Annotated in this window: 17 protein-coding genes; all 17 read left to right on the top strand. The window is 64.4% G+C overall.

The window, feature by feature from the left end; all coding sequences use genetic code 11:
- Positions 1-17: 17 nt before the first annotated feature.
- The gene (gene purM, locus ACMI1Q_RS05985) at positions 18-1,058 is read left to right on the top strand and encodes a phosphoribosylformylglycinamidine cyclo-ligase (RefSeq protein WP_419503125.1); all 1,041 of its coding nucleotides are present in this window, start codon (positions 18-20) and stop codon (positions 1,056-1,058) included.
- Complete coding sequence (gene purN, locus ACMI1Q_RS05980) at positions 1,052-1,651, top strand: phosphoribosylglycinamide formyltransferase (protein WP_419503124.1); 600 nt, start codon at positions 1,052-1,054, stop codon at positions 1,649-1,651. Before purM ends, purN begins: the two co-directional genes overlap by 7 nt.
- 44 nt (positions 1,652-1,695) lie before the next feature.
- Positions 1,696-2,433, top strand: coding sequence for an IMP cyclohydrolase (locus ACMI1Q_RS05975; protein ID WP_419503123.1), 738 nt, complete (start codon positions 1,696-1,698; stop codon positions 2,431-2,433).
- A gap of 15 nt (positions 2,434-2,448) precedes the next feature.
- Complete coding sequence (locus ACMI1Q_RS05970; protein WP_419503122.1) at positions 2,449-3,621, top strand: phosphoribosylaminoimidazolecarboxamide formyltransferase; 1,173 nt, start codon at positions 2,449-2,451, stop codon at positions 3,619-3,621.
- A 258-nt stretch (positions 3,622-3,879) separates the two neighbouring features.
- On the top strand, positions 3,880-5,163 hold the full coding sequence (gene purD, locus ACMI1Q_RS05965) for a phosphoribosylamine--glycine ligase (RefSeq protein ID WP_419503121.1): 1,284 nt from the start codon (positions 3,880-3,882) through the stop codon (positions 5,161-5,163).
- Between the two features lie 27 nt (positions 5,164-5,190).
- Positions 5,191-8,883 carry a phosphoribosylformylglycinamidine synthase gene (locus tag ACMI1Q_RS05960; protein ID WP_419503120.1) on the top strand — a complete coding sequence of 1,231 codons (3,693 nt, stop codon included), beginning with the start codon at positions 5,191-5,193 and terminating at the stop codon, positions 8,881-8,883.
- A 68-nt stretch (positions 8,884-8,951) separates the two neighbouring features.
- Positions 8,952-10,388, top strand: a complete 1,437-nt coding sequence (purB, locus tag ACMI1Q_RS05955; protein ID WP_177522877.1) for an adenylosuccinate lyase — start codon at positions 8,952-8,954, stop codon at positions 10,386-10,388.
- A gap of 211 nt (positions 10,389-10,599) precedes the next feature.
- Positions 10,600-10,977, top strand: a complete 378-nt coding sequence (locus tag ACMI1Q_RS05950; RefSeq protein WP_419503119.1) for a DUF5655 domain-containing protein — start codon at positions 10,600-10,602, stop codon at positions 10,975-10,977.
- A gap of 244 nt (positions 10,978-11,221) precedes the next feature.
- The gene (locus ACMI1Q_RS05945; protein WP_177522141.1) at positions 11,222-11,425 is read left to right on the top strand and encodes a helix-turn-helix transcriptional regulator; all 204 of its coding nucleotides are present in this window, start codon (positions 11,222-11,224) and stop codon (positions 11,423-11,425) included.
- Positions 11,422-11,850, top strand: coding sequence for a hypothetical protein (locus ACMI1Q_RS05940; RefSeq protein ID WP_394980575.1), 429 nt, complete (start codon positions 11,422-11,424; stop codon positions 11,848-11,850). The genes ACMI1Q_RS05945 and ACMI1Q_RS05940 overlap by 4 nt, the downstream gene beginning before the upstream one ends.
- Before the next feature lie 165 nt (positions 11,851-12,015).
- Positions 12,016-12,486, top strand: a complete 471-nt coding sequence (locus tag ACMI1Q_RS05935) for a pyridoxamine 5'-phosphate oxidase family protein (RefSeq protein WP_419503118.1) — start codon at positions 12,016-12,018, stop codon at positions 12,484-12,486.
- Position 12,487: 1 nt separating this feature from the next.
- Complete coding sequence (locus ACMI1Q_RS05930; protein WP_419503117.1) at positions 12,488-13,201, top strand: pseudouridine synthase; 714 nt, start codon at positions 12,488-12,490, stop codon at positions 13,199-13,201.
- Positions 13,202-13,460: 259 nt separating this feature from the next.
- Complete coding sequence (locus ACMI1Q_RS05925) at positions 13,461-14,543, top strand: PucR family transcriptional regulator (protein WP_177522145.1); 1,083 nt, start codon at positions 13,461-13,463, stop codon at positions 14,541-14,543.
- A 161-nt stretch (positions 14,544-14,704) separates the two neighbouring features.
- Positions 14,705-15,394 (top strand): cell division ATP-binding protein FtsE, encoded by a 690-nt coding sequence (gene ftsE, locus ACMI1Q_RS05920; RefSeq protein WP_177522146.1) that lies wholly within the window; start codon positions 14,705-14,707, stop codon positions 15,392-15,394.
- The gene (gene ftsX / locus ACMI1Q_RS05915) at positions 15,391-16,299 is read left to right on the top strand and encodes a permease-like cell division protein FtsX (RefSeq protein ID WP_417026454.1); all 909 of its coding nucleotides are present in this window, start codon (positions 15,391-15,393) and stop codon (positions 16,297-16,299) included. Before ftsE ends, ftsX begins: the two co-directional genes overlap by 4 nt.
- A gap of 28 nt (positions 16,300-16,327) precedes the next feature.
- Positions 16,328-17,485, top strand: a complete 1,158-nt coding sequence (locus ACMI1Q_RS05910) for a murein hydrolase activator EnvC family protein (protein ID WP_419503116.1) — start codon at positions 16,328-16,330, stop codon at positions 17,483-17,485.
- A 149-nt stretch (positions 17,486-17,634) separates the two neighbouring features.
- The gene (locus ACMI1Q_RS05905; RefSeq protein WP_177522149.1) at positions 17,635-18,942 is read left to right on the top strand and encodes a S41 family peptidase; all 1,308 of its coding nucleotides are present in this window, start codon (positions 17,635-17,637) and stop codon (positions 18,940-18,942) included.
- Positions 18,943-18,964: the final 22 nt, after the last annotated feature.

Raw genomic sequence — 18,964 nt, 5'->3', positions numbered from 1 at the left:
ACGCAAAGGAGCGCGCCATGGAAAAGAGTTATTCTGCCAGCTACGCCGCCGCCGGGGTGGACATCACCGCCGGCTACAAGGCGGTGGAACTGATGAAACAGCACGTCGCCCGCACCATGACCTCCGGCTGCATCGGCGGCCTGGGCGGCTTCGGCGGCCTGTTTGAACTGGACTGCACCGACATGCCCCACCCCGTGCTGGTCTCCGGCACCGACGGCGTGGGCACCAAGCTGAAAATCGCCTTTCTGATGGACAAGCACGACACCGTGGGCATCGACTGCGTGGCCATGTGCGTCAACGACGTCATCTGCGCCGGCGCGAAGCCCCTCATCTTCCTGGACTACATCGCCTGCGGCAAGAACGTGCCGGAAAAAATCGCCCAGCTGGTGGCCGGCGTTGCCGAGGGCTGCGTGCAGGCCGGCTGCGCTCTGGTGGGCGGCGAAACCGCCGAGATGCCCGGCTTCTATCCCGAGGACGAGTACGACCTGGCGGGCTTCACCGTGGGCGCTGTGGACAAGGCAAAACTTTTGGACAACAGCACCATGCAGGAGGGCGACGTCATCATCGCCCTGCCCTCCTCCGGCGTCCACTCCAACGGCTTTTCGCTGGTGCGCCGGGTCTTTGACCTGGAACACCACCCCGAGGTGCTGAAAGAGCACCACGCCGACCTGGGCTGCACCCTGGGCGAGGCCCTGCTGGCCCCCACCAAGATTTACGTCAAGCCCGTGCTGGCGGTGATGGAGGAAGTCACCGTCAAGGGCGTGAGCCACATCACCGGCGGCGGCTTCTATGAGAACATCCCCCGCTGCCTCAAAAAAGGGTGCGCCGCCCGCATCGCCAAAGAAAACGTGCGCACTCCCGCCCTCTTCAAACACATCCAGACCGCCGGGAACATCCCCGAGCGGGACATGTTCAACACCTTCAACATGGGCGTTGGCATGATTTTGGTGGTGGCCAAAGAGGACGCTGACCGCGCCGTTGAAATTCTGAAAAAGAACGGCGAGGACGCCTGGGTCCTGGGCGAGATCGTCGCCGGCGACGGGGTGGAGTTATGCTGAAGGTAGCGGTGCTGGTATCCGGCGGAGGCACCAACCTCCAGGCTTTGCTGGACAGCGAGGCCCGGGGCGAAAACCCCCACGGCAAGATCAGCCTTGTGGTGGCATCCAAGCCCGGCGTTTACGCTCTCGAGCGGGCCAAGAACGCCGGCGTGCCCGGCGTGGTGGTCCGCCGCAAGGACTACGCCGCCGCCGAGGAATTCGATAAGGCCCTGCTGGGCGTTTTGAAGGAAAACGGCATCGACGTGGTGGTGCTGGCGGGCTTCCTCTCCATTCTGGGCGAGAGCGTCATCGCCGCCTACCCCGAGCGCATTTTGAACGTGCACCCCAGCCTCATCCCCAGCTTCTGCGGCGAGGGGATGTACGGCCTCAAGGTGCACGAGGCGGCCCTGACCAAAGGGGTCAAGGTCACCGGCGCCACCGTCCACTTCGTCAACGAAGTGTGCGACGGCGGGCGCATCATCGCCCAGAAGGCGGTGGAGGTGGCCGAGGGCGACACCCCCGAGACTTTGCAGCGGCGGGTGATGGAGCAGGCCGAATGGCAGCTGCTGCCCGCGGCGCTGGCCAAGGTGTGCGCCGAGTACGACAAAGGCTGAACCCGCGCCCGCTGCGGCGCGCGACGAAAAGGGAGAATGAGGAAATGGAACTGCTTGACCTTTATGAACAGCTGAAGACCAACGCCTACCCCGGCCGGGGCATCGTGCTGGGCCTTGCCCCCAGCGGCAAAAAGGCGCTCATCGCCTACTTCATCATGGGCCGCAGCGCCAACAGCCGCAACCGGGTGTTCGACCCGGTGGAGGCCATCGGCGGCATCCGCACCCTGGCGGCGGACCCGGCAAAGCTGGAGGACCCCAGCCTCATCATCTATAACCCGGTGCGCACGGTGGGCGAAAACACCCACATCGTGACCAACGGCGACCAGACCGACACGGTGTACGACTTCATGGCCAAAGGCGACAGCTTCGAGGCCGCCCTGCGCACCCGCACCTTCGAGCCGGACGGCCCCAATTGGACCCCCCGCATCAGCGGCGTGGTGGAGCTGGCCGAAGGCGGATGCAGCTACAAGCTGTCCATCCTCAAGAGCGCCGACGGCAACGGCGAGAGCTGCCGGCGGTACTTCTTCGAGTATCCCCAGCCGGTGGCCGGCGAAGGCCACTTCCTGCACACCTACAAGTGCGACGGCAGCCCCATCCCCAGCTTTGAGGGCGAGCCGGAGCGGGTGGCCCTGCCGGAAGAGGCGGAGGAGCTGGCGGCAAAGATGTGGGAGTCTTTGAACGAGGACAACAAGGTCAGCCTGTTCGTGCGGGCCATCGACCTTGCCACCGGCGAGACCGAGGATGTTATCATCAACAAGTACGACGCAGTTTGTGAAGAATAAGGGGGAAAACGAAAGATGAAGGAACTGGAACTGAAATACGGCTGCAACCCCAACCAGAAACCCGCCCGCATCTATATGGAAGAGGGCGAGCTGCCGGTGACTGTGCTCAACGGCAAGCCCGGCTACATCAACTTCATGGATGCCCTCAACTCCTGGCAGCTGGTCAAGGCCCTGAAGCAGGCCACCGGCCTGCCTGCCGCCGCCTCCTTCAAGCACGTCTCCCCGGCGGGCGCGGCCCTGGGCCTGCCCCTGGACGACACCCTCAAAAAGATGTACTTCTGCGAAGGGCTGGAGCTCAGCCCCCTGGCCTGCGCCTACGCCCGGGCCCGCGGCGCTGACCGCATGAGCAGCTTCGGCGACTGGATCGCCCTCTCCGACGAGTGCGACGAGTCCACCGCCAAGGTCATCCAGCACGAGGTGTCCGACGGCATCATCGCCCCCGGCTACACCCCCGCCGCCCTGGAGATTTTGAAGTCCAAGCGCAAGGGCAATTACAACATCGTGCAGATCGACGCTTCCTATGTGCCCGCCGCCATCGAGCACAAGCAGGTGTTCGGCATCACCTTCGAGCAGGGCCGCAACGACCTGCGCATCGGCGAGGACATGCTGGAAAACCTCGTCACCGAGAACAAGAACCTCACCGCCGAACAGAAGCGGGACCTGGTGCTCTGCCTCATCACCCTCAAGTACACCCAGTCCAACTCCGTCTGCTACGCCCAGGGCGGGCAGGTCATCGGCGTGGGCGCGGGCCAGCAGAGCCGCATCCACTGCACCCGCCTTGCCGGCAACAAGGCGGACATCTGGCAGCTGCGCCACCACCCCAAGGTGCTGGCCCTGCCCTTCCGGGAGGACGTCTCCCGCCCCAACCGGGACAACGCCATCGACGTTTACATCTCCGATGAGTATGAGGACGTGATCGGCGAGGACGTGTGGGCCGAGACCTTCACCACCCGCCCCGAGCCCCTCACCGCCGCCGAGAAGAAGGAATGGCTGGCCAAGGTGAGCGGCGTGTGCCTGGGCAGCGACGCCTTCTTCCCCTTCGGCGACAACATCGAGCGGGCCCGCCGCAGCGGCGTTGTGGCCATCGTGGAGCCCGGCGGCTCCATCCGCGATGCACAGGTCATCGACACCTGCAACAAATACGGCATCGCCATGGCCTTCTGCGGCCTGCGGCTGTTCCATCACTAAAGGCAACACCGCACAATTCACGGCGAGGCGCCTCAGGCGGCGTATCGCGCCAAAATTTTCCGTGATATTTTCCAAAAATGCTCGTCAATCCACCAAGGATTGCCTGCGCTTTTTGGTTCATCTCACAAAAAATTTTCTGGCGCGCTCCACCACCTGGAATTGATGCGGTGCTGCCTGCAAACGACCACCCGACGCGACGGTTTTTGCCGCGCCGGGCGTCTGTGCGTTCGGGAACAAACGAAAGGGGGAGACCTACCCATGAAACTTCTGGTAGTGGGCGGCGGCGGCCGGGAACACGCCATTGTGAAAAAACTGAAAGAGAGCGACCTGTGCTCTGAGATCCTCTGCGCGCCGGGCAACGGCGGCATCGCCGCCGACGCGCGCTGCGTGCCGGTGGCCGCCACCGACATCGACGGCCAGGTGGAGCTGGCGAAAAAGGAAAAGGTGGACTACGTTGTGGTCGCCCCCGACGACCCGCTGGCCCTGGGGCTGGTGGACAGGCTGGCCGAAGCGGGCATCCCCGCCTTCGGCCCCAGCGCCGCCGCGGCCCGCATCGAGGCCAGCAAGGTGTTCAGCAAGAACCTGATGAAGAAATACGGCATCCCCACCGCCGAGTACGAGGTGTTCGACGAGCCGGCAAAGGCCCTGGACTACATCCGCGCCAAGGGCAAGTACCCGGTGGTCATCAAGGCGGACGGCCTGGCTCTGGGCAAGGGCGTGCTCATCTGCGAGAGCGAAGAGGCCGCCAAGGAAGCCCTCCACGAGATGATGGAGGAAAAGGTGTTCGGCGCTTCCGGCAGCCGGGTGGTGGTGGAGGAATTCCTCACCGGCCCCGAGGTCAGCGTGCTGGCCTTTGCCGACGGCAAGACCCTCAAGCCCATGGTGTCCAGCATGGACCACAAGCGTGCGCTGGACGGCGACAAGGGCCTGAACACCGGCGGCATGGGCACCGTGGCCCCGAACCCCTGCTACACCGCCGAGGCGGCGGCCCAGTGCGAAAAGACCATCTTTGCCCCCACCATGGCGGCCATGGCCGCCGAGGGCTGCCCCTTCAAGGGCTGCCTCTACTTCGGGCTGATGCTCACCCCGTCGGGCCCCAAGGTCATCGAGTACAACTGCCGCTTCGGCGACCCCGAGACTCAGGTGGTGCTGCCCCTTTTGAAGAGCGACCTGCTGCGCGTCATGCTGGCCTGCACCGAGGGCAGGCTGGCGGAGACCCCGGTGGAATTCTCTTCCGAAAGCGCCGCCTGCGTCATTCTGGCCAGCGGCGGCTACCCCGAGCACTATGAAAAAGGCAAGGAGATCTCCGGCCTTGAAAACGGTCAGCTGCCCGGCGGCGAAGCGGTGGTCTACCACGCCGGCACCGCCCTCAAAGACGGCAAACTGGTCACCTCCGGCGGGCGGGTGCTGGGCGTCACCGCCACCGCCCCGGACCTCAAAGCGGCGCTGGCAAAGGCCTACGCCGCCGCCGACAACATTTCCTTCGAAGGGCTGCACCGCCGCAGCGACATCGGTCACCGGGCGCTGGAGGCCCTGCGGTGAACCCCACAGTTTCAAGGGAGGTACCCCATGGTATATCGAGTTTATGTGGAAAAGAAAGCGGGCTTTGACCACGAGGCCCAAAGCCTGCTGAATGAGGTGCGCAGCCTGCTGGGCATCGAGAGCGTCACCGGCCTGCGGCTTTTGAACCGCTACGACGTGGAGGGCATCAGCCGGGAATTGTTCGACTCCTGCGTGCCCACCGTGTTCAGCGAACCCCCGGTGGACGCGGTCTATGATTCGCTGCCCGCGGCGGACGCCACCTTCGCGGTGGAGTATCTGCCCGGCCAGTTCGACCAGCGCGCCTCCTCCGCCAGCGAGTGCATCCAGCTCATCAGCCAGGGCGAGCGGCCCCAGGTGCGCACCGCCCGGGTCTATCTGCTCACCGGCCATATCCCCGCCGAAGACATGGAGCGCATCAAAAAGTATGTCATCAACCCGGTGGAGGCCCGGGAAGCGTCCCTGGAAACGGTGGACACCCTGCAGGTGGACTACCCCGTGCCCGCCGACGTGGAGGTGCTGAAGGGCTTTCTGGAGCTGGACGAGCAGGGCCTCAAGGACTTCATCGCCCAGCGGGGCCTTGCCATGGACGAGGCGGACATCGCCTTCTGCCAGCAGTACTTCCGCTATGAGCACCGGGAGCCCACCATCACCGAGATCAAGATGATCGACACCTACTGGAGCGACCACTGCCGTCACACCACCTTCGGCACCATCCTGGAGGAGGTGCGCATCGAGGACGTGCAGGTGAAGAAGGCCTTCGACTCCTACCTTGCCATGCGCAAGGCGGTGTATGCCGGCCGCAAGAAGGACATGTGCCTGATGGACCTTGCCACCATCGGCGGCAAGTACCTCAAGGCCATCGGCAAGCTGAAGGACCTGGACGAAAGCGATGAGATCAACGCCTGCACCGTCAAGATCAAGTGCGACGTGGACGGCGAAGAGCAGGACTGGCTGTATCTCTTCAAGAACGAGACCCACAACCACCCCACCGAGATCGAGCCCTTCGGCGGCGCGGCCACCTGCATCGGCGGCGCCATCCGCGACCCCCTGTCCGGCCGCAGCTACGTCTATCAGGCCATGCGCGTCACCGGCGCGGGCGACCCGCTGGTGCCCGTGGCGGACACCCTGCCCGGCAAGCTGCCCCAGCGCAAGCTGGTCACCACCGCCGCGGCGGGCTATTCCAGCTACGGCAACCAGATCGGCCTTGCCACCGGCCAGGTGACCGAGCTGTATCACCCCGGCTATGTGGCCAAGCGCATGGAGATCGGCGCGGTGGTGGGCGCGGCCCCCGCCGCCAACGTCCGGCGTGAAGAGCCCGCCCCCGGCGACATCGTGGTGCTGCTGGGCGGCGCCACCGGCCGCGACGGCTTCGGCGGCGCCACCGGCTCCTCCAAGGCCCACGGCGTCAAGAGCCTGGAGACCTGCGGCGCCGAGGTGCAGAAGGGCAACGCCCCCATCGAGCGCAAGCTGCAGCGCCTGCTGCGCCGGCCCGAGGCCACCCGCCTCATCAAGCGCTGCAACGATTTCGGCGCGGGCGGCGTGAGCGTTGCCATCGGCGAGCTGGCCGACGGCCTTGCCATCGACCTGGACGCCGTGCCCAAGAAGTACGACGGCCTGGACGGCACCGAGCTGGCCATCAGCGAGAGCCAGGAGCGCATGGCCATGGTGCTGGCCCCCGAGGACGTGGAGGCCTTTGTGGCCCTGGCCCACGAGGAGAACCTGGACGCCACCGTGGTGGCCACCGTCACCGAGGAGCCCCGCCTCACCATGACCTGGCGCGGCAAGACCATCGTGGACGTCAGCCGCAAGTTCCTTGCCTCCAACGGCGCCGAAAAGCACGCCAACGTCCTGGTCTACGACTGCCTGCCCTACGAGCGGGACTGGCAGGGCGACACCTGGGCCGAAAAGATGGAAAACCTCGTCACCGACCTGAACGTCTGCAGCCAGAAGGGCCTTTCCGAGCGGTTTGACTCCACCATCGGCGCGGCCACCGTGCTGATGCCCTTCGGCGGCCGCCGCCAGCTCACCCCGGCCCAGGCCATGGCGGCGAAACTGCCGGTGAACGGCGAGACCACCACCTGCAGCGGCATGGCCTGGGGCTACAACCCCTGGCTGATGGAGAAAAAGCAGTACAGCGGCGCGTATCTGGCAGTCATCGAGAGCGTTGCCAAGCTGGTGGCCAGCGGCTTTGACCACAAGAAAGCCTATCTGACCTTCCAGGAGTACTTCGAGCGCCTGGGCACCGACCCCGAGCGCTGGGGCAAGCCCTTCACCGCCCTGCTGGGCGCGCTGAAAGCTCAGGTGGACCTGGGCATCGCCGCCATCGGCGGCAAGGACAGCATGTCCGGCAGCTTCGAAAAGCTGGACGTGCCCCCCACGCTGGTGAGCTTTGCCACCGCCATCGGCACCACCGGCAATGTCATCAGCCCCGAGTTCAAGGCCGCGGGCAGCCGCGTGGTGTGGCTGCGCCCGAAATACGACGACCTGCGCCCCGAGCACCACAGCCTGAAGGCGGTGTTCGAGCAGGTGGAGAGCCTCATCGCCGCCGGCAAGGTGCGCTCCGCCTGGACCCCCGGCTACGGCTGCGCCGCCGAGGGCCTGTTCAAGATGTGCCTGGGCAACCGGCTGGGCTTCAAGCTGGCCGGCGGCGTGGACCCCGCCGAACTGTTCAAGCCCGCCTACGGCAGCTTCATCCTGGAGCTGACCGGGGACGAGCCGGTGGGCGGCTCTGTTGAGCTGGGCGCCGTCACCGAAGCCTACACCTTCACCCTGGGCGGCGAGGTCATCGGCCTTGACGCGCTGGAGGAGGCCTGGCAGGGCAAGCTGGAGCCGGTGTTCCCCTACCGGGGCAAGGGCGAAGAGGTGGAGGCTGTCACCTTCACCGCCCCCGCCCGCAAGGCCCCGGCCATCGGCGTTGCCAAGCCCAAGGTCATCATCCCCGTGTTCCCCGGCACCAACTGCGAGTACGACACCGCCCGCGCCTTCCGCCGGGCCGGGGCCGAACCCCAGGTGCTGGTCATCAACAACCTCACCCCCGCCGCCGTGGCCGAGAGCTGCGAGGCCCTGGTGAAGGCCATTGACGAAAGCCAGATCGTCATGCTGCCCGGCGGCTTCTCCGGCGGCGACGAGCCGGACGGCAGCGCCAAGTTCATCACCGCCTTCTTCCGGGCCCCCGCCGTCACCGAGGCGGTGCACCGCCTGCTGAAGCAGCGGGACGGCCTGATGCTGGGCATCTGCAACGGCTTCCAGGCCCTCATCAAGCTGGGCCTTGTGCCCTTTGGCGAAATTCGCCCCATGGACGAAGGCTGCCCCACCCTCACCTTCAACACCATCGGCCGCCACCAGAGCATGCTGGTGAACACCCGTGTGGCCTCCGATCTCAGCCCCTGGCTCAGCCGCTGCCAGCCCGGCCAGGTGCACACCGTGGCCATCAGCCACGGCGAGGGCCGCTTTGTGGCCAGCGACGCGGTGCTGGCCCAGCTGTTGAAGAACGGCCAGATCGCCACCCAGTATGTGGACCTTGCCGGCAAGCCCAGCATGGACCTTTCCGCCAACCCAAACGGCAGCGTCTGGGCCATCGAGGGCATCACCAGCCCCGACGGCCGGGTGCTGGGCAAGATGGGCCACACCGAGCGCAGCGGCAACGACCTTTACAAGAACGTGCCGGGCGACAAGTACCAGCCTCTCTTCGAGGGCGGCGTGGACTACTTCCGGCTGTAACCAAGCAAAGGGGCCGCCCCGGCCTTTGATGGGGCGGCCTTTTCAAAAGAAAGGGAACGAAGAGCACTATGGCAGAACACGACAGATACATTTCCCCCTTCCAGACCCGCTACGCCAGCAAGGAGATGCAGTACATCTTCTCCGACGACAACAAGTTCCGCACCTGGCGCAAACTCTGGATCGCCCTGGCCGAAGCCGAACAGCGGCAGGGCCTTGCCATCACCGACGAGCAAATTGCCCAGCTGAAGGCCCACGCCGACGACATCAACTATGAGGACGCCATCCGCCGGGAGAAGGAGTGCCGCCACGACGTGATGAGCCACGTCTACGCCTACGGCCTGCAGTGCCCGGACGCCAAGGGCATCATCCACCTGGGCGCCACCAGCTGCTATGTGGGCGACAACACCGACGTCATCGTCATGCGCGAGGCGCTGCAGCTGGTGCGCAAAAAGCTGCTGGGCGTGCTTGCCCTGCTGGCCAAATTCGCCGACGAATACAAGGCCATGCCCTGCCTTGCCTACACCCACGGCCAGCCCGCCCAGCTCACCACGGTGGGCAAGCGGGCCACCCTCTGGGCCAACGAGCTCTACATGGACCTGGAGGAAATTGACCACCGCATCGCCACTCTGGCCCTGCGTGGCGCGAAGGGCACCACCGGCACCCAGGCCAGCTTCATGGAGCTGTTCGAGGGCGACGAGGAAAAGATCAAGGCCATGGAAGCGGACATCACCGCCGCCATGGGCTTTGACAAGGTGGTGCCGGTGAGCGGCCAGACCTACAGCCGCAAGGTGGACGCCATGGTGCTGAACGCCCTGGCGGGCATCGGCCAGAGCGCCATGAAGCTGGCCACCGACATCCGCCTGCTGGCCAACTTCAAGGAGATGGAAGAGCCCTTCGAGAAGAATCAAATCGGCTCCTCCGCCATGCCCTACAAGCGCAACCCCATGCGCTGCGAACGGGTGTGCGCCCTGGCCCGCTACCTGATGGTGGACGTGCTCAACCCCGCCTTCACCGCCGGCACCCAGTGGTTCGAGCGCACCCTGGACGACTCCGCCAACAAGCGCATCGCCGTGGCCGAGGCCTTCCTTGCCACCGACTCCATCCTGAACATCCTGCTCAACGTCTGCGACGGGCTGGTGGTCTACCCCAAGGTCATCCGCGCCCGGGTGATGGCCGAGCTGCCTTTTATGGCCAGCGAGAACATCATGATGAAGGCGGTGAAAAAGGGCGGCGACCGCCAGGAGCTCCACGAGCGCCTGCGCCAGCACGCCATCGCCGCGGCGGCCCAGGTCAAGCAGGAGGGCCTTGCCAACGACATGATCCAGCGCATCGAGGCGGACCCCGCCTTCGGCCTCTCCCGTGAGGAAATTGAAGCCGAGCTGCGCCCCGAGGCCTTCACCGGCCGCAGCGCCCATCAGGTGGACGAGTTTTTGAAAAACGTGCTGGGCCCGGTGCTGGCGGCGAACCCCGAGGCCGCCGGCCAGACCGCCGAGCTGAGCGTGTGAGCAAAGCAGACTGAACAACAAAAAACGGCGTGCCCCGCAAAAAAGGGGCGCGCCGTTTTTTCGTGGCCGCCCGGTGGTGGCCGCTCCGGTGAGCCGGCCCGCTGCGCCGGTCTTCCGTGTCCGTCTCGCCCCGCTGCCCCGCTCTTTCACCGGCGTTTTATGCTATAATGAAGAAAACGGGGGAGAAACGCCCCAAAAGGAGGCCGCGGAAATGAACGGCGACGCACTGCTTTTCTTCGACGGCAAGCCGGAGGAACTGGCTCTCTATGAAGCGCTGGAGGCGCGCATCTTCTCGGAAATCGAGAACGTGCGGCTGAAGGTGAGCAAAAGCCAGATCTCTTTTTACAACCGCCATCTGTTCGCCTGCGTCTCCTTTTTGCGGGCAAAGCGCAAGGCTGAACTTCCCGCGCATTATATCGTCCTCACCCTGGGGCTGGACCGGCCGCTGGATACTCCGCGGGCGGCGGTGGTCACTGAGCCCTACCCGAACCGCTGGACCCACCACTTCGTCCTCTCCCGCGAGGAGGAGATAGACGACGAATTGATGGATTGGGTCGAACAGGCGGCGGTCTTTGCCGCCATCAAGTGAATTTTTGCCCGGCGCGCCCCGAGGGGCTTGCCGGGCGTTTTTGCGGCCGCCCCGCGCCGCATCTTCGCCGCCCTCCTGCGCATCCTGCGCCCTTGATGCCGTTCGGCTCCCTCACACAGTCTCGCCGCCGGAATGCTCCGGCGGCAATTTTTTGCGGGAAAATGGAAAGCATGCTTGACATTTTCGGCGGATGTGCTATACTCAAATCATGGAAAGCGAACTTTCCATCAGAAGGGAGACGGCCATGAAAAACCGACTGGAAGAACTGCGCAAGGCGCGGGGCCTGCGCCAGGAGGAACTGGCGGACGCGCTGGAGGTGTCCCGCCAGACCATCGGCTCGCTGGAAAACGGGCGCTACAACCCCTCCATCCAGCTGGCCTTCAAGATCGCGCGGTATTTTTCCCTCACCATCGAGGACATTTTTATCTATGAGGAGGAGACAAAATGAAAAAGAACACCTGGAACGTCCTGTTCGTTCTTCTGGGTCTGCTGGCCGCGGCGGCGGGGCTGTGGCTGCTGCGCGGCGGGGCGGACCTGGGCGCGGTGCGCGCGCTGCCCTACCTCTGCATCGGGGTGGGCTGCGGCCTCTTCGGCCAGGGCGCGGGGGAGCTGCTGGCGGCCCGGGCCGTCAAGGGGGACCCGGCGCTGCAAAGAAGGCTGGAAGTGGAGCGCGCCGACGAGCGCAACCGGGCCATTGCCGACCGGGCCAAGGGCAAGGCCTTTGACCGGATGACCTTCGTCTACGGCGCGCTGATGCTCACCTTCGCGCTGATGGAGGTGGAGCTGGCGGCGGTGCTGCTGCTGGTGGCGGCCTACCTCTTTGTGGAGTTCAGCGCCGTCTACTACCGTTGCAAGCTGGAAAAACAGATGTGAGGCCAAACAAAAAACGGGCCGCCGGGGCAGATTTCCCGGCGGCTTTTTTGCGTTCCGGCGCAAAAATCCGCGGGGAAAGACAAAACGGGGGAGAAATGTGCTATAATCAGTCACACACAATATCTTGCCGGAAAGGGGACTTTTTCCATGCGCGACCTGCGCCGAATGGACCGAAAACTCAGCGAGGAGGACGCTCTCACCGTTCTGCGGGACTGCGAATACGGTTTTCTCTGCACGGTGAACGAGGACGGCAGCCCCTACGCGGTGCCCATGTGCGCCGCGCTGGTGGGCCGCACCATTTATTTCCACTGCGCCCGGGCGGGCCAGAAGCTGGAAAACCTCACCGCCCGGCCCCGGGCCTGCTTCTCCTGCGTGCTCTACGCCGAGAACCAGCCCAGCAAGTTCACCTATGTCTACGCCAGCTGCGTGGCCGAGGGCAATGTGCGCCTGGTCACCGACGAGGCCGAGCGTCAGGCGGGCATGCGGGCCATCTGTGAAAAGTATTCCGGCGACTGGATGGACGGCCCCGAGCATGAGCGGGCCATGCGGGGCATGCCGGCGGTGGTGATGCTGGCCATGGAGGTGGACTCCTTCCAGGGCAAGGGCAACAAGGGCCGCCTTGTGGAGGGCGTGTAACGTGCGGCTGGATAAATTCGTGGCGGACGCCGCCCAGCTCACCCGCTCCGCCGCCCGGGGCCTCATCGCAAAAGGCCGGGTCACGGTGAACGGGCAGGTGTGCAAAAAAGCCGACTGCGCCCTCAGGGAGGGCGATTCCGTCTGCGCCGACGGCAAACCTCTGGCGTGTGAGGAATATGTATATATCATGCTGAACAAGCCCGCCGGGGTGGTCAGCGCCAGCGCCGACGGCCGGGACAAAACGGTGGTGGACCTTTTGGGCGGAGCCTACCCCCGGCGGCAGCTCTTTCCCGCCGGCCGGCTGGACAAGACCAGCACCGGCTTCGTGCTGCTCACCGACGACGGGGCCTTCGCCCACGACATCCTGGCCCCGAAGCGCCACGTGCCCAAGACCTACCGGGTGGTGCTGGACGCCCCCGTCACCCCGGCGATGGTGAAGGCCTTCGCCGCCGGCGTCACCCTGGCAGACGGCCAGACCATGCAGCCGGCGCAGCTCATCCCGGACGAAGCCGACCCCTTCGCCGCCACCGTGGTGCTGCGCCAGGGGGTCTACCACCAGATCAAGCGGATGTTCGGCGTGCTGGACGCCGGGGTGAACGGGCTGCACCGCACCGCCATCGGCGGCCTTGCGCTGGACGAGGGCCTCGCGCCGGGGGCCTGGCGGCTCATCACGCCGGAGGAAAAAGCCCTGATCCAGGCGGGCGGCGAGGGCTGAAAAGCCGCATGGAAGGCCGCTTTTCAAACTTTTTTCAAACAACCGTCACAATTATGGAATAGGATAAAAAAGGCGTTATTTTTCCCCTTTTTTACCCAAAACTCAAAATTACACAATAAATGGCATTTTTTTTGCCCGAAATATGTTGCAAAAGTAAATTTCATTGTGTAATATATACACAGACGTTGTTTGTAATTGTTCAAAATCACAAACGCAGCCGCAAGGCTTATCATCGAATACAAAAAAGGGGAGCATTTCTATGGCGAACAGAGTATTTCAGGGCGTCGTGTACCAGATGAAGGACGCCATTGGCCGTACGGTGGGCGTCGTGGACGAGACCGGCACCGTCATCTCCTGCTCGGATCTGAACATGATCGGCGAGGTGAGAGACGGCTTTGCCGCCGAGCGCCTCACCGGCGACAGCTTCCAGTGCGGCGGCTGCACCTACCATCAGTTCAGCTCCAACAAGCACAACGATTACGCTGTGTATGTGGAGGGCACCGACGAGACCGCCGGCCAGTTCGCCAGCCTGATGGCCATCAGCCTGCAGAGCATCAAGCAGTACCACGACGAGAAGTTCGACAAGGCCAACTTCATCAAGAACGTGGTGCTGGACAACATCCTGCCCGGCGACATCTACGCCAAGGCCCGCGAGCTGCACTTCGCCACCGACGTGTCCCGCGTGGTGCTGCTCATCCGCGTCACCTCCGGCACCGACATCTCCGCCTACGACGTGGTCAGCGGCCTGTTCCCGGACAAGCAGAAGGACTTCGTCTTCAACATCAGCGAGACCGACACCGTTCTGGTGAAGGAGATCCGCCGCGGCATCGACCAGCGGGACATCGAAAAGCTGGCCGCCTCCATCGTGGACACCCTCTCCGGCGAGCACTACATCAAGGCGGTGGTGGGCATCGGCACCCCCATCGGCAACGTGAAGGACCTGGCCACCAGCTTCAAGGAGGCTCAGGTGGCCATGGAAGTGGGCAAGGTGTTCGACACCGAGCAGTCTATCATCAGCTACGATCACCTGGGCATCGCCCGCCTGATCTACCAGCTGCCCACCACCCTGTGCGAGATGTTCCTGCGGGAAGTGTTCAAGCAGGGCAGCATCGAAAGCCTGGACGCCGAGACCCTGTTCACCATCCAGCGCTTCTTCGAGAACAACCTCAACGTCTCCGAGACCAGCCGCGGCCTGTTCGTGCACCGCAACACCCTGGTCTACCGTCTGGAAAAGATCAAGAAGCTCACCGGCCTTGACCTGCGCGAGTTCGACGACGCCATCGTCTTCAAGGTGGCGCTGATGGTCAAGAAGTACCTGAGCGCAAACCCGGCCAAGTACTGAGCGGGCCGTTCGGCACGCCGCGCGCTTTTTTGCACGCGGCGTGCAATGATGCCTGCCCGTTCTTCGTTTACATAACAGCCCAAGCGCCAGCAGGCGGCCGGTCGCACACCGTGACCGGCTGTTTCGCGCTTAGCGCCAACCCACACAGCAGAGGTATCCTGATGATCGTTTTTGACAATGTGACCAAGGTGTATCCCGGCGGGAACACCGCCCTGAAGAATGTCAGCCTGCACATCCACAAGGGCGAATTCGTGTTCGTGCTGGGGCACTCCGGCGCGGGCAAGTCCACCTTCCTGAAGCTCATCCTCCGGGAGGAAAAGGCCACCAGCGGCCACGTCCTGGTGGACGGCAAGGACCTCTCCCGCCTGAAAGAGCGGGAAGTGCCCTACCTGCGCCGCAACATGGGCGTGGTGTTCCAGGATTTCCGCCTCATCCCCTCCATGACCGCCTACGAGAACGTGGCCTTTGCCATGCGGGTGACCAACATCCCCGAAAAGAAGATCGTGACCCGGGTGCCCTACGTGTTCAATCTGGTGGGCCTTTCCGGCAAGATGGACAAATACCCGGACGAACTCTCCGGCGGCGAGCAGCAGCGCGTGGCCCTGGCCCGCGCCCTGGTGCACAGCCCCCAGCTCATCATCGCCGACGAGCCCACCGGCAACATCGACCCCGAGCTGAGCGTGGAGATGATGGGCCTGCTCAGCGCCATCAACTCGGTGGGCATCACCGTGGTGGTGGTCACCCATGAACATGAGCTGGCCCGCCGCTTCAGCAAGCGGGTCATCCGCATCGACCACGGCAGCGTGGTGGGCGACACCGCCGAAGCGCCGGTGGGGGAGGTGCTGCTGTGAACTGGTCAAGTTTCAAGTATCTGGCCCGCCAGGGCCTGCACAGCATGGTGAAAAACCGGCTGATGAGCGTCGCCAGCATCGGCGTGCTCACCGTCTGCCTGCTCATCACCGGCGTGGCCGGTCTGTTCACCCTCAACGTGGGCAGCCTGATGGATTATCTGGGCAGCCAGAACGAGACGGTGGTCTATCTGGACGAGGACCTCACCGAAGAGGGCCTCGCCGCGGTGGATTCCGCCCTGCGCAGCATCAGCGGCCTGCGGGAAGTGACCTACGTCTCCAAGGACGAGGCCCTGGAGCGCATGAAGGAGAGCATGGGCGACAACGCCTACCTCTTCGACGTGTTCGAGGGAAGCGAGAACCCCTTCCTCGCCAACTACCGCGTGGTGCTGGACGACGTGAGCGACCTGCCCGAGATCCAGCCCCAGCTGGAAGCCATCGAGGGCGTTTCCTCGGTGGGCGCGCCCATGCAGCTGAGCCAGATGTTCACCAGCGTGCACAAGGGCGTCAGTCTGGTGTGCGTCATCCTGGTGGCGGTGCTGGGCTTCGTGAGCGTGGTGGTCATCAGCAACACCATCCGCCTCACCGTGTTCGCCCGCCGCAAAGAGATCAACATCATGAAGTACGTGGGCGCCACCAACGGCTTCATCCGCCTGCCCTTCTTTGTGGAGGGCGTCACCGTGGGCCTCATCGCCGGCGCCATCGCCACCGTGGTGGTGCTGGGCGGCTATCAGCTGCTGCTGATCTACGCCGTCAAGCTGCCCGGCTTCTGGGGCACCCTGCTGGCCGGCACGCTGCTGCCGCTGGCCGATGTATGGTATCTGGTGCTGGGAGGCTTCGTCCTCTTCGGCGTGCTCATCGGCAGCATCGGCACCGCCAGCTCCATCCGCAAATATCTGAAAGTCTGACCATCTGACAACACAGGGAGGGACCGCCGTGAAGCGAATCAAACCCGTGCTGTGCCGCACCGCCTGCGGGATGCTGGCGGCGGCGCTGCTGGCTCCCGCTCTGCTTGCACCCGTCTCCGCGGATTACAAGAGCGACTGGGAGCAGGCCGAGAAGGAACTGGCCGAAGAGAAAGAAAAGTACGAGCAGATCGAAAGCAGCAAGGACAAGGCCCAGGCCCAGAAGCAGAGCCTGAAAAACCAGCAGAGCATCATTCTGGACCAGATCAGCCAGTCCATCGAGCAGATCCAGCAGAAGGAACTGGAGATCTCCAACCAGGAGCAGGTCATCGCCGAAAAGCAGGCCCAGATCGACGAGCGCTGGGGCGATTTCAAGGACCGCATGCAGGCCATGCAGGTCATGCACGATTCCGGCGCGGTGGCCATGATCACCAGCGCCCAGAGCCTCTACGACCTGCTCACCTTCTCCACCACCCTGCAGCAGGTGAGCGAAAAGGACACCGAGGTGCTGGAGGAGATGAACCAGCAGAAAGCCGAGCTGGAAGCCGAAAAGCAGGAGCTGGAGCAGGCCATGGCGGAACTGGAGAGCGCCAAGGCCGCCCTGGAGGATAAATCCGACCAGCTCAGCGCCAACATCCAGGCGCAGGACGCCACCATCAGCAAGCTGGACGCCGACGCCAAGGCACAGGAGCAGGTGGTGGAAGAAAAGCAGAAGATCGCAGACGCGGCCGAGGCCGCCTACGAGCAGTGGGTGCAGCAGAACGCCTCTTCCGGCAGCGGCGTGTGTGCCGAAGGCTTCATCTGGCCCCTGCCCGGCGCAGGCCGGGTGACCACCGAGTTCGGCGCCGACCAGTGGGTCAACGGCGTGTTCAGCAGCGGCCACAAGGGGCTGGACATCGCCATCGCCGGCGGCACCCCCATCTATGCCGCCCACAACGGCACCGTGGCGGCAACCACCGGCCACTGGAGCTACGGCAACGTGGTGATGATCGACAACGGCGACGGCATCTCCACCCTCTATGCCCATATGCAGTCCGCCGCCATCGTCAGCGTGGGGCAGACGGTGACCCAGGGCCAGGTGATCGGCTATGTGGGTTCCACCGGCAACTCCAGCGGCAACCATCTGCACTTTGAGGTGCGCGTCAACGGCGTGCGCCAGAACCCCCGCAACTACATCAGCCCCCCGTGACGGGACCGGGATGGAGGTAACAGACCCAATGAATCACAAGCCCTTCGTGCGCATCGTCTGCCTGGTGATCGCGGCGCTGATGACCGTTTCCGTGCTCAGCACCGTGATCTTCCAGCTGGCCTACGGCTTCTGACCCGGAAGGAGAGCCCATGAACAAAAAAATCAGCGTCAGCCTGGCGCTTACCATCGCCATCATCGCCATGACCGTCACCTTCTCGGTGACCATGATCCTGGCGCGGCAGATCTTCGATCAGACCATCCCCTCGGTGCAGGAGAAGGAGAGCATGTACTCCAAGCTGGCCGAGCTGGACAAATACGTGCGCGCCAATTACTATGGCGACATCCAGGATTCCACCCTCTTCGACATGATCAGCTACGGCTATGTCCTGGGCACCGGTGACCGCAACGCTACCTACTACACCGCCAAACAGTACACCGAACTGCTGGAAGTGCAGAGCGGCAACATCGTGGGCGTGGGCGTGGACGTGGTGAAGGACACCTCCGGCTATGCCCGCATCACCCAGGTCTACGCCGGCAGCCCCGCCGAAGAGCTGGGCCTGCAGGTGGGCGGCTTCATCACCGCCATCGACGGCGCGGACGTGAAGAACCTCACCCGCGAGAATGTGCTCACCCGTCTGCAGGGCGAGAGCGGCACCCAGGTGGCCCTGAGCTACATGTCGCCCGACTCCGAGACCTCGGAGTACACCGTCATCCGCAGCAAGTACGTCATTCCCAGCGTGGAGTACCAGATGATGGAGGACTCCATCGGCTACATCAAGATCACCCAGTTCGATTCCACCACCATCACCCAGTTCAGCAAGGCGGTGAACGACCTCACCGGCCAGGGCGCCGTCGCGCTGGTGTTCGACGTGCGCGGCAACGCCGGCGGCCTGCTCAGTTCCGCTGTGGACTGCATCGACCTGCTGGTGCCCGGCGGCGACATCGTCTGGGCCGAATACAAGACCGGCGAGCGCACCCTGCTGGGCGAGAGCGACGACTCCAGCGTGGACCTGCCCATGGTGGTGCTGGTGGACGGCGAAACGGCCAGCAGCGCCGAGCTGTTTGCCGAGAGCCTGCGCCAGTTCTCCGGCGCCCAGCTGGTGGGCCAGAAGACCTACGGCAAGGGCACCATCCAGGCGGAGCCCCACCGCATGAGCGACGGCAGCGCCGTGGTCATCACGGTGGCCAAGATGATCACCGCCAACGGCGAGAGCTTTGACGGCACCGGCCTTGCCGTGGACATCGAGGTGGCCCCCTCCAGCAACACCGAGAGCGGCGCGCCGCTGGAGAGCGACCCCCAGGTGAGCCGCGCGCTGGCTGCGGCCAAGCTGCTCACCGGCTCCTCCACCGACAGCGGCGAGAGCTCTTCCTCCGCCGCGTCGGACAGCGCCTCTGCCTCCTCGGCGGACAGCGCCGCTGAGGACACTTCTTCCTCCGCCTCCACCGGCGAAGAGTAAGCATTTTACAGGGCAGCGACCC

The organism is Candidatus Allofournierella excrementavium, from assembly GCF_048526665.1.
GTDB lineage: Bacteria > Bacillota > Clostridia > Oscillospirales > Ruminococcaceae > Allofournierella_A > Allofournierella_A excrementavium.
This window is presented reverse-complemented; position numbering and strand designations above follow the sequence as displayed.

Coding starts and splice junctions, on each gene's coding strand:
- purM (WP_419503125.1), top strand. CDS start 18: ATGGAAAAGAGTTATTCTGCCAGCTACGCCGCCGCCGGGGTGGACATC.
- purN (WP_419503124.1), top strand. CDS start 1,052: ATGCTGAAGGTAGCGGTGCTGGTATCCGGCGGAGGCACCAACCTCCAG.
- ACMI1Q_RS05975 (WP_419503123.1), top strand. CDS start 1,696: ATGGAACTGCTTGACCTTTATGAACAGCTGAAGACCAACGCCTACCCC.
- ACMI1Q_RS05970 (WP_419503122.1), top strand. CDS start 2,449: ATGAAGGAACTGGAACTGAAATACGGCTGCAACCCCAACCAGAAACCC.
- purD (WP_419503121.1), top strand. CDS start 3,880: ATGAAACTTCTGGTAGTGGGCGGCGGCGGCCGGGAACACGCCATTGTG.
- ACMI1Q_RS05960 (WP_419503120.1), top strand. CDS start 5,191: ATGGTATATCGAGTTTATGTGGAAAAGAAAGCGGGCTTTGACCACGAG.
- purB (WP_177522877.1), top strand. CDS start 8,952: ATGGCAGAACACGACAGATACATTTCCCCCTTCCAGACCCGCTACGCC.
- ACMI1Q_RS05950 (WP_419503119.1), top strand. CDS start 10,600: ATGAACGGCGACGCACTGCTTTTCTTCGACGGCAAGCCGGAGGAACTG.
- ACMI1Q_RS05945 (WP_177522141.1), top strand. CDS start 11,222: ATGAAAAACCGACTGGAAGAACTGCGCAAGGCGCGGGGCCTGCGCCAG.
- ACMI1Q_RS05940 (WP_394980575.1), top strand. CDS start 11,422: ATGAAAAAGAACACCTGGAACGTCCTGTTCGTTCTTCTGGGTCTGCTG.
- ACMI1Q_RS05935 (WP_419503118.1), top strand. CDS start 12,016: ATGGACCGAAAACTCAGCGAGGAGGACGCTCTCACCGTTCTGCGGGAC.
- ACMI1Q_RS05925 (WP_177522145.1), top strand. CDS start 13,461: ATGGCGAACAGAGTATTTCAGGGCGTCGTGTACCAGATGAAGGACGCC.
- ftsE (WP_177522146.1), top strand. CDS start 14,705: ATGATCGTTTTTGACAATGTGACCAAGGTGTATCCCGGCGGGAACACC.
- ACMI1Q_RS05905 (WP_177522149.1), top strand. CDS start 17,635: ATGAACAAAAAAATCAGCGTCAGCCTGGCGCTTACCATCGCCATCATC.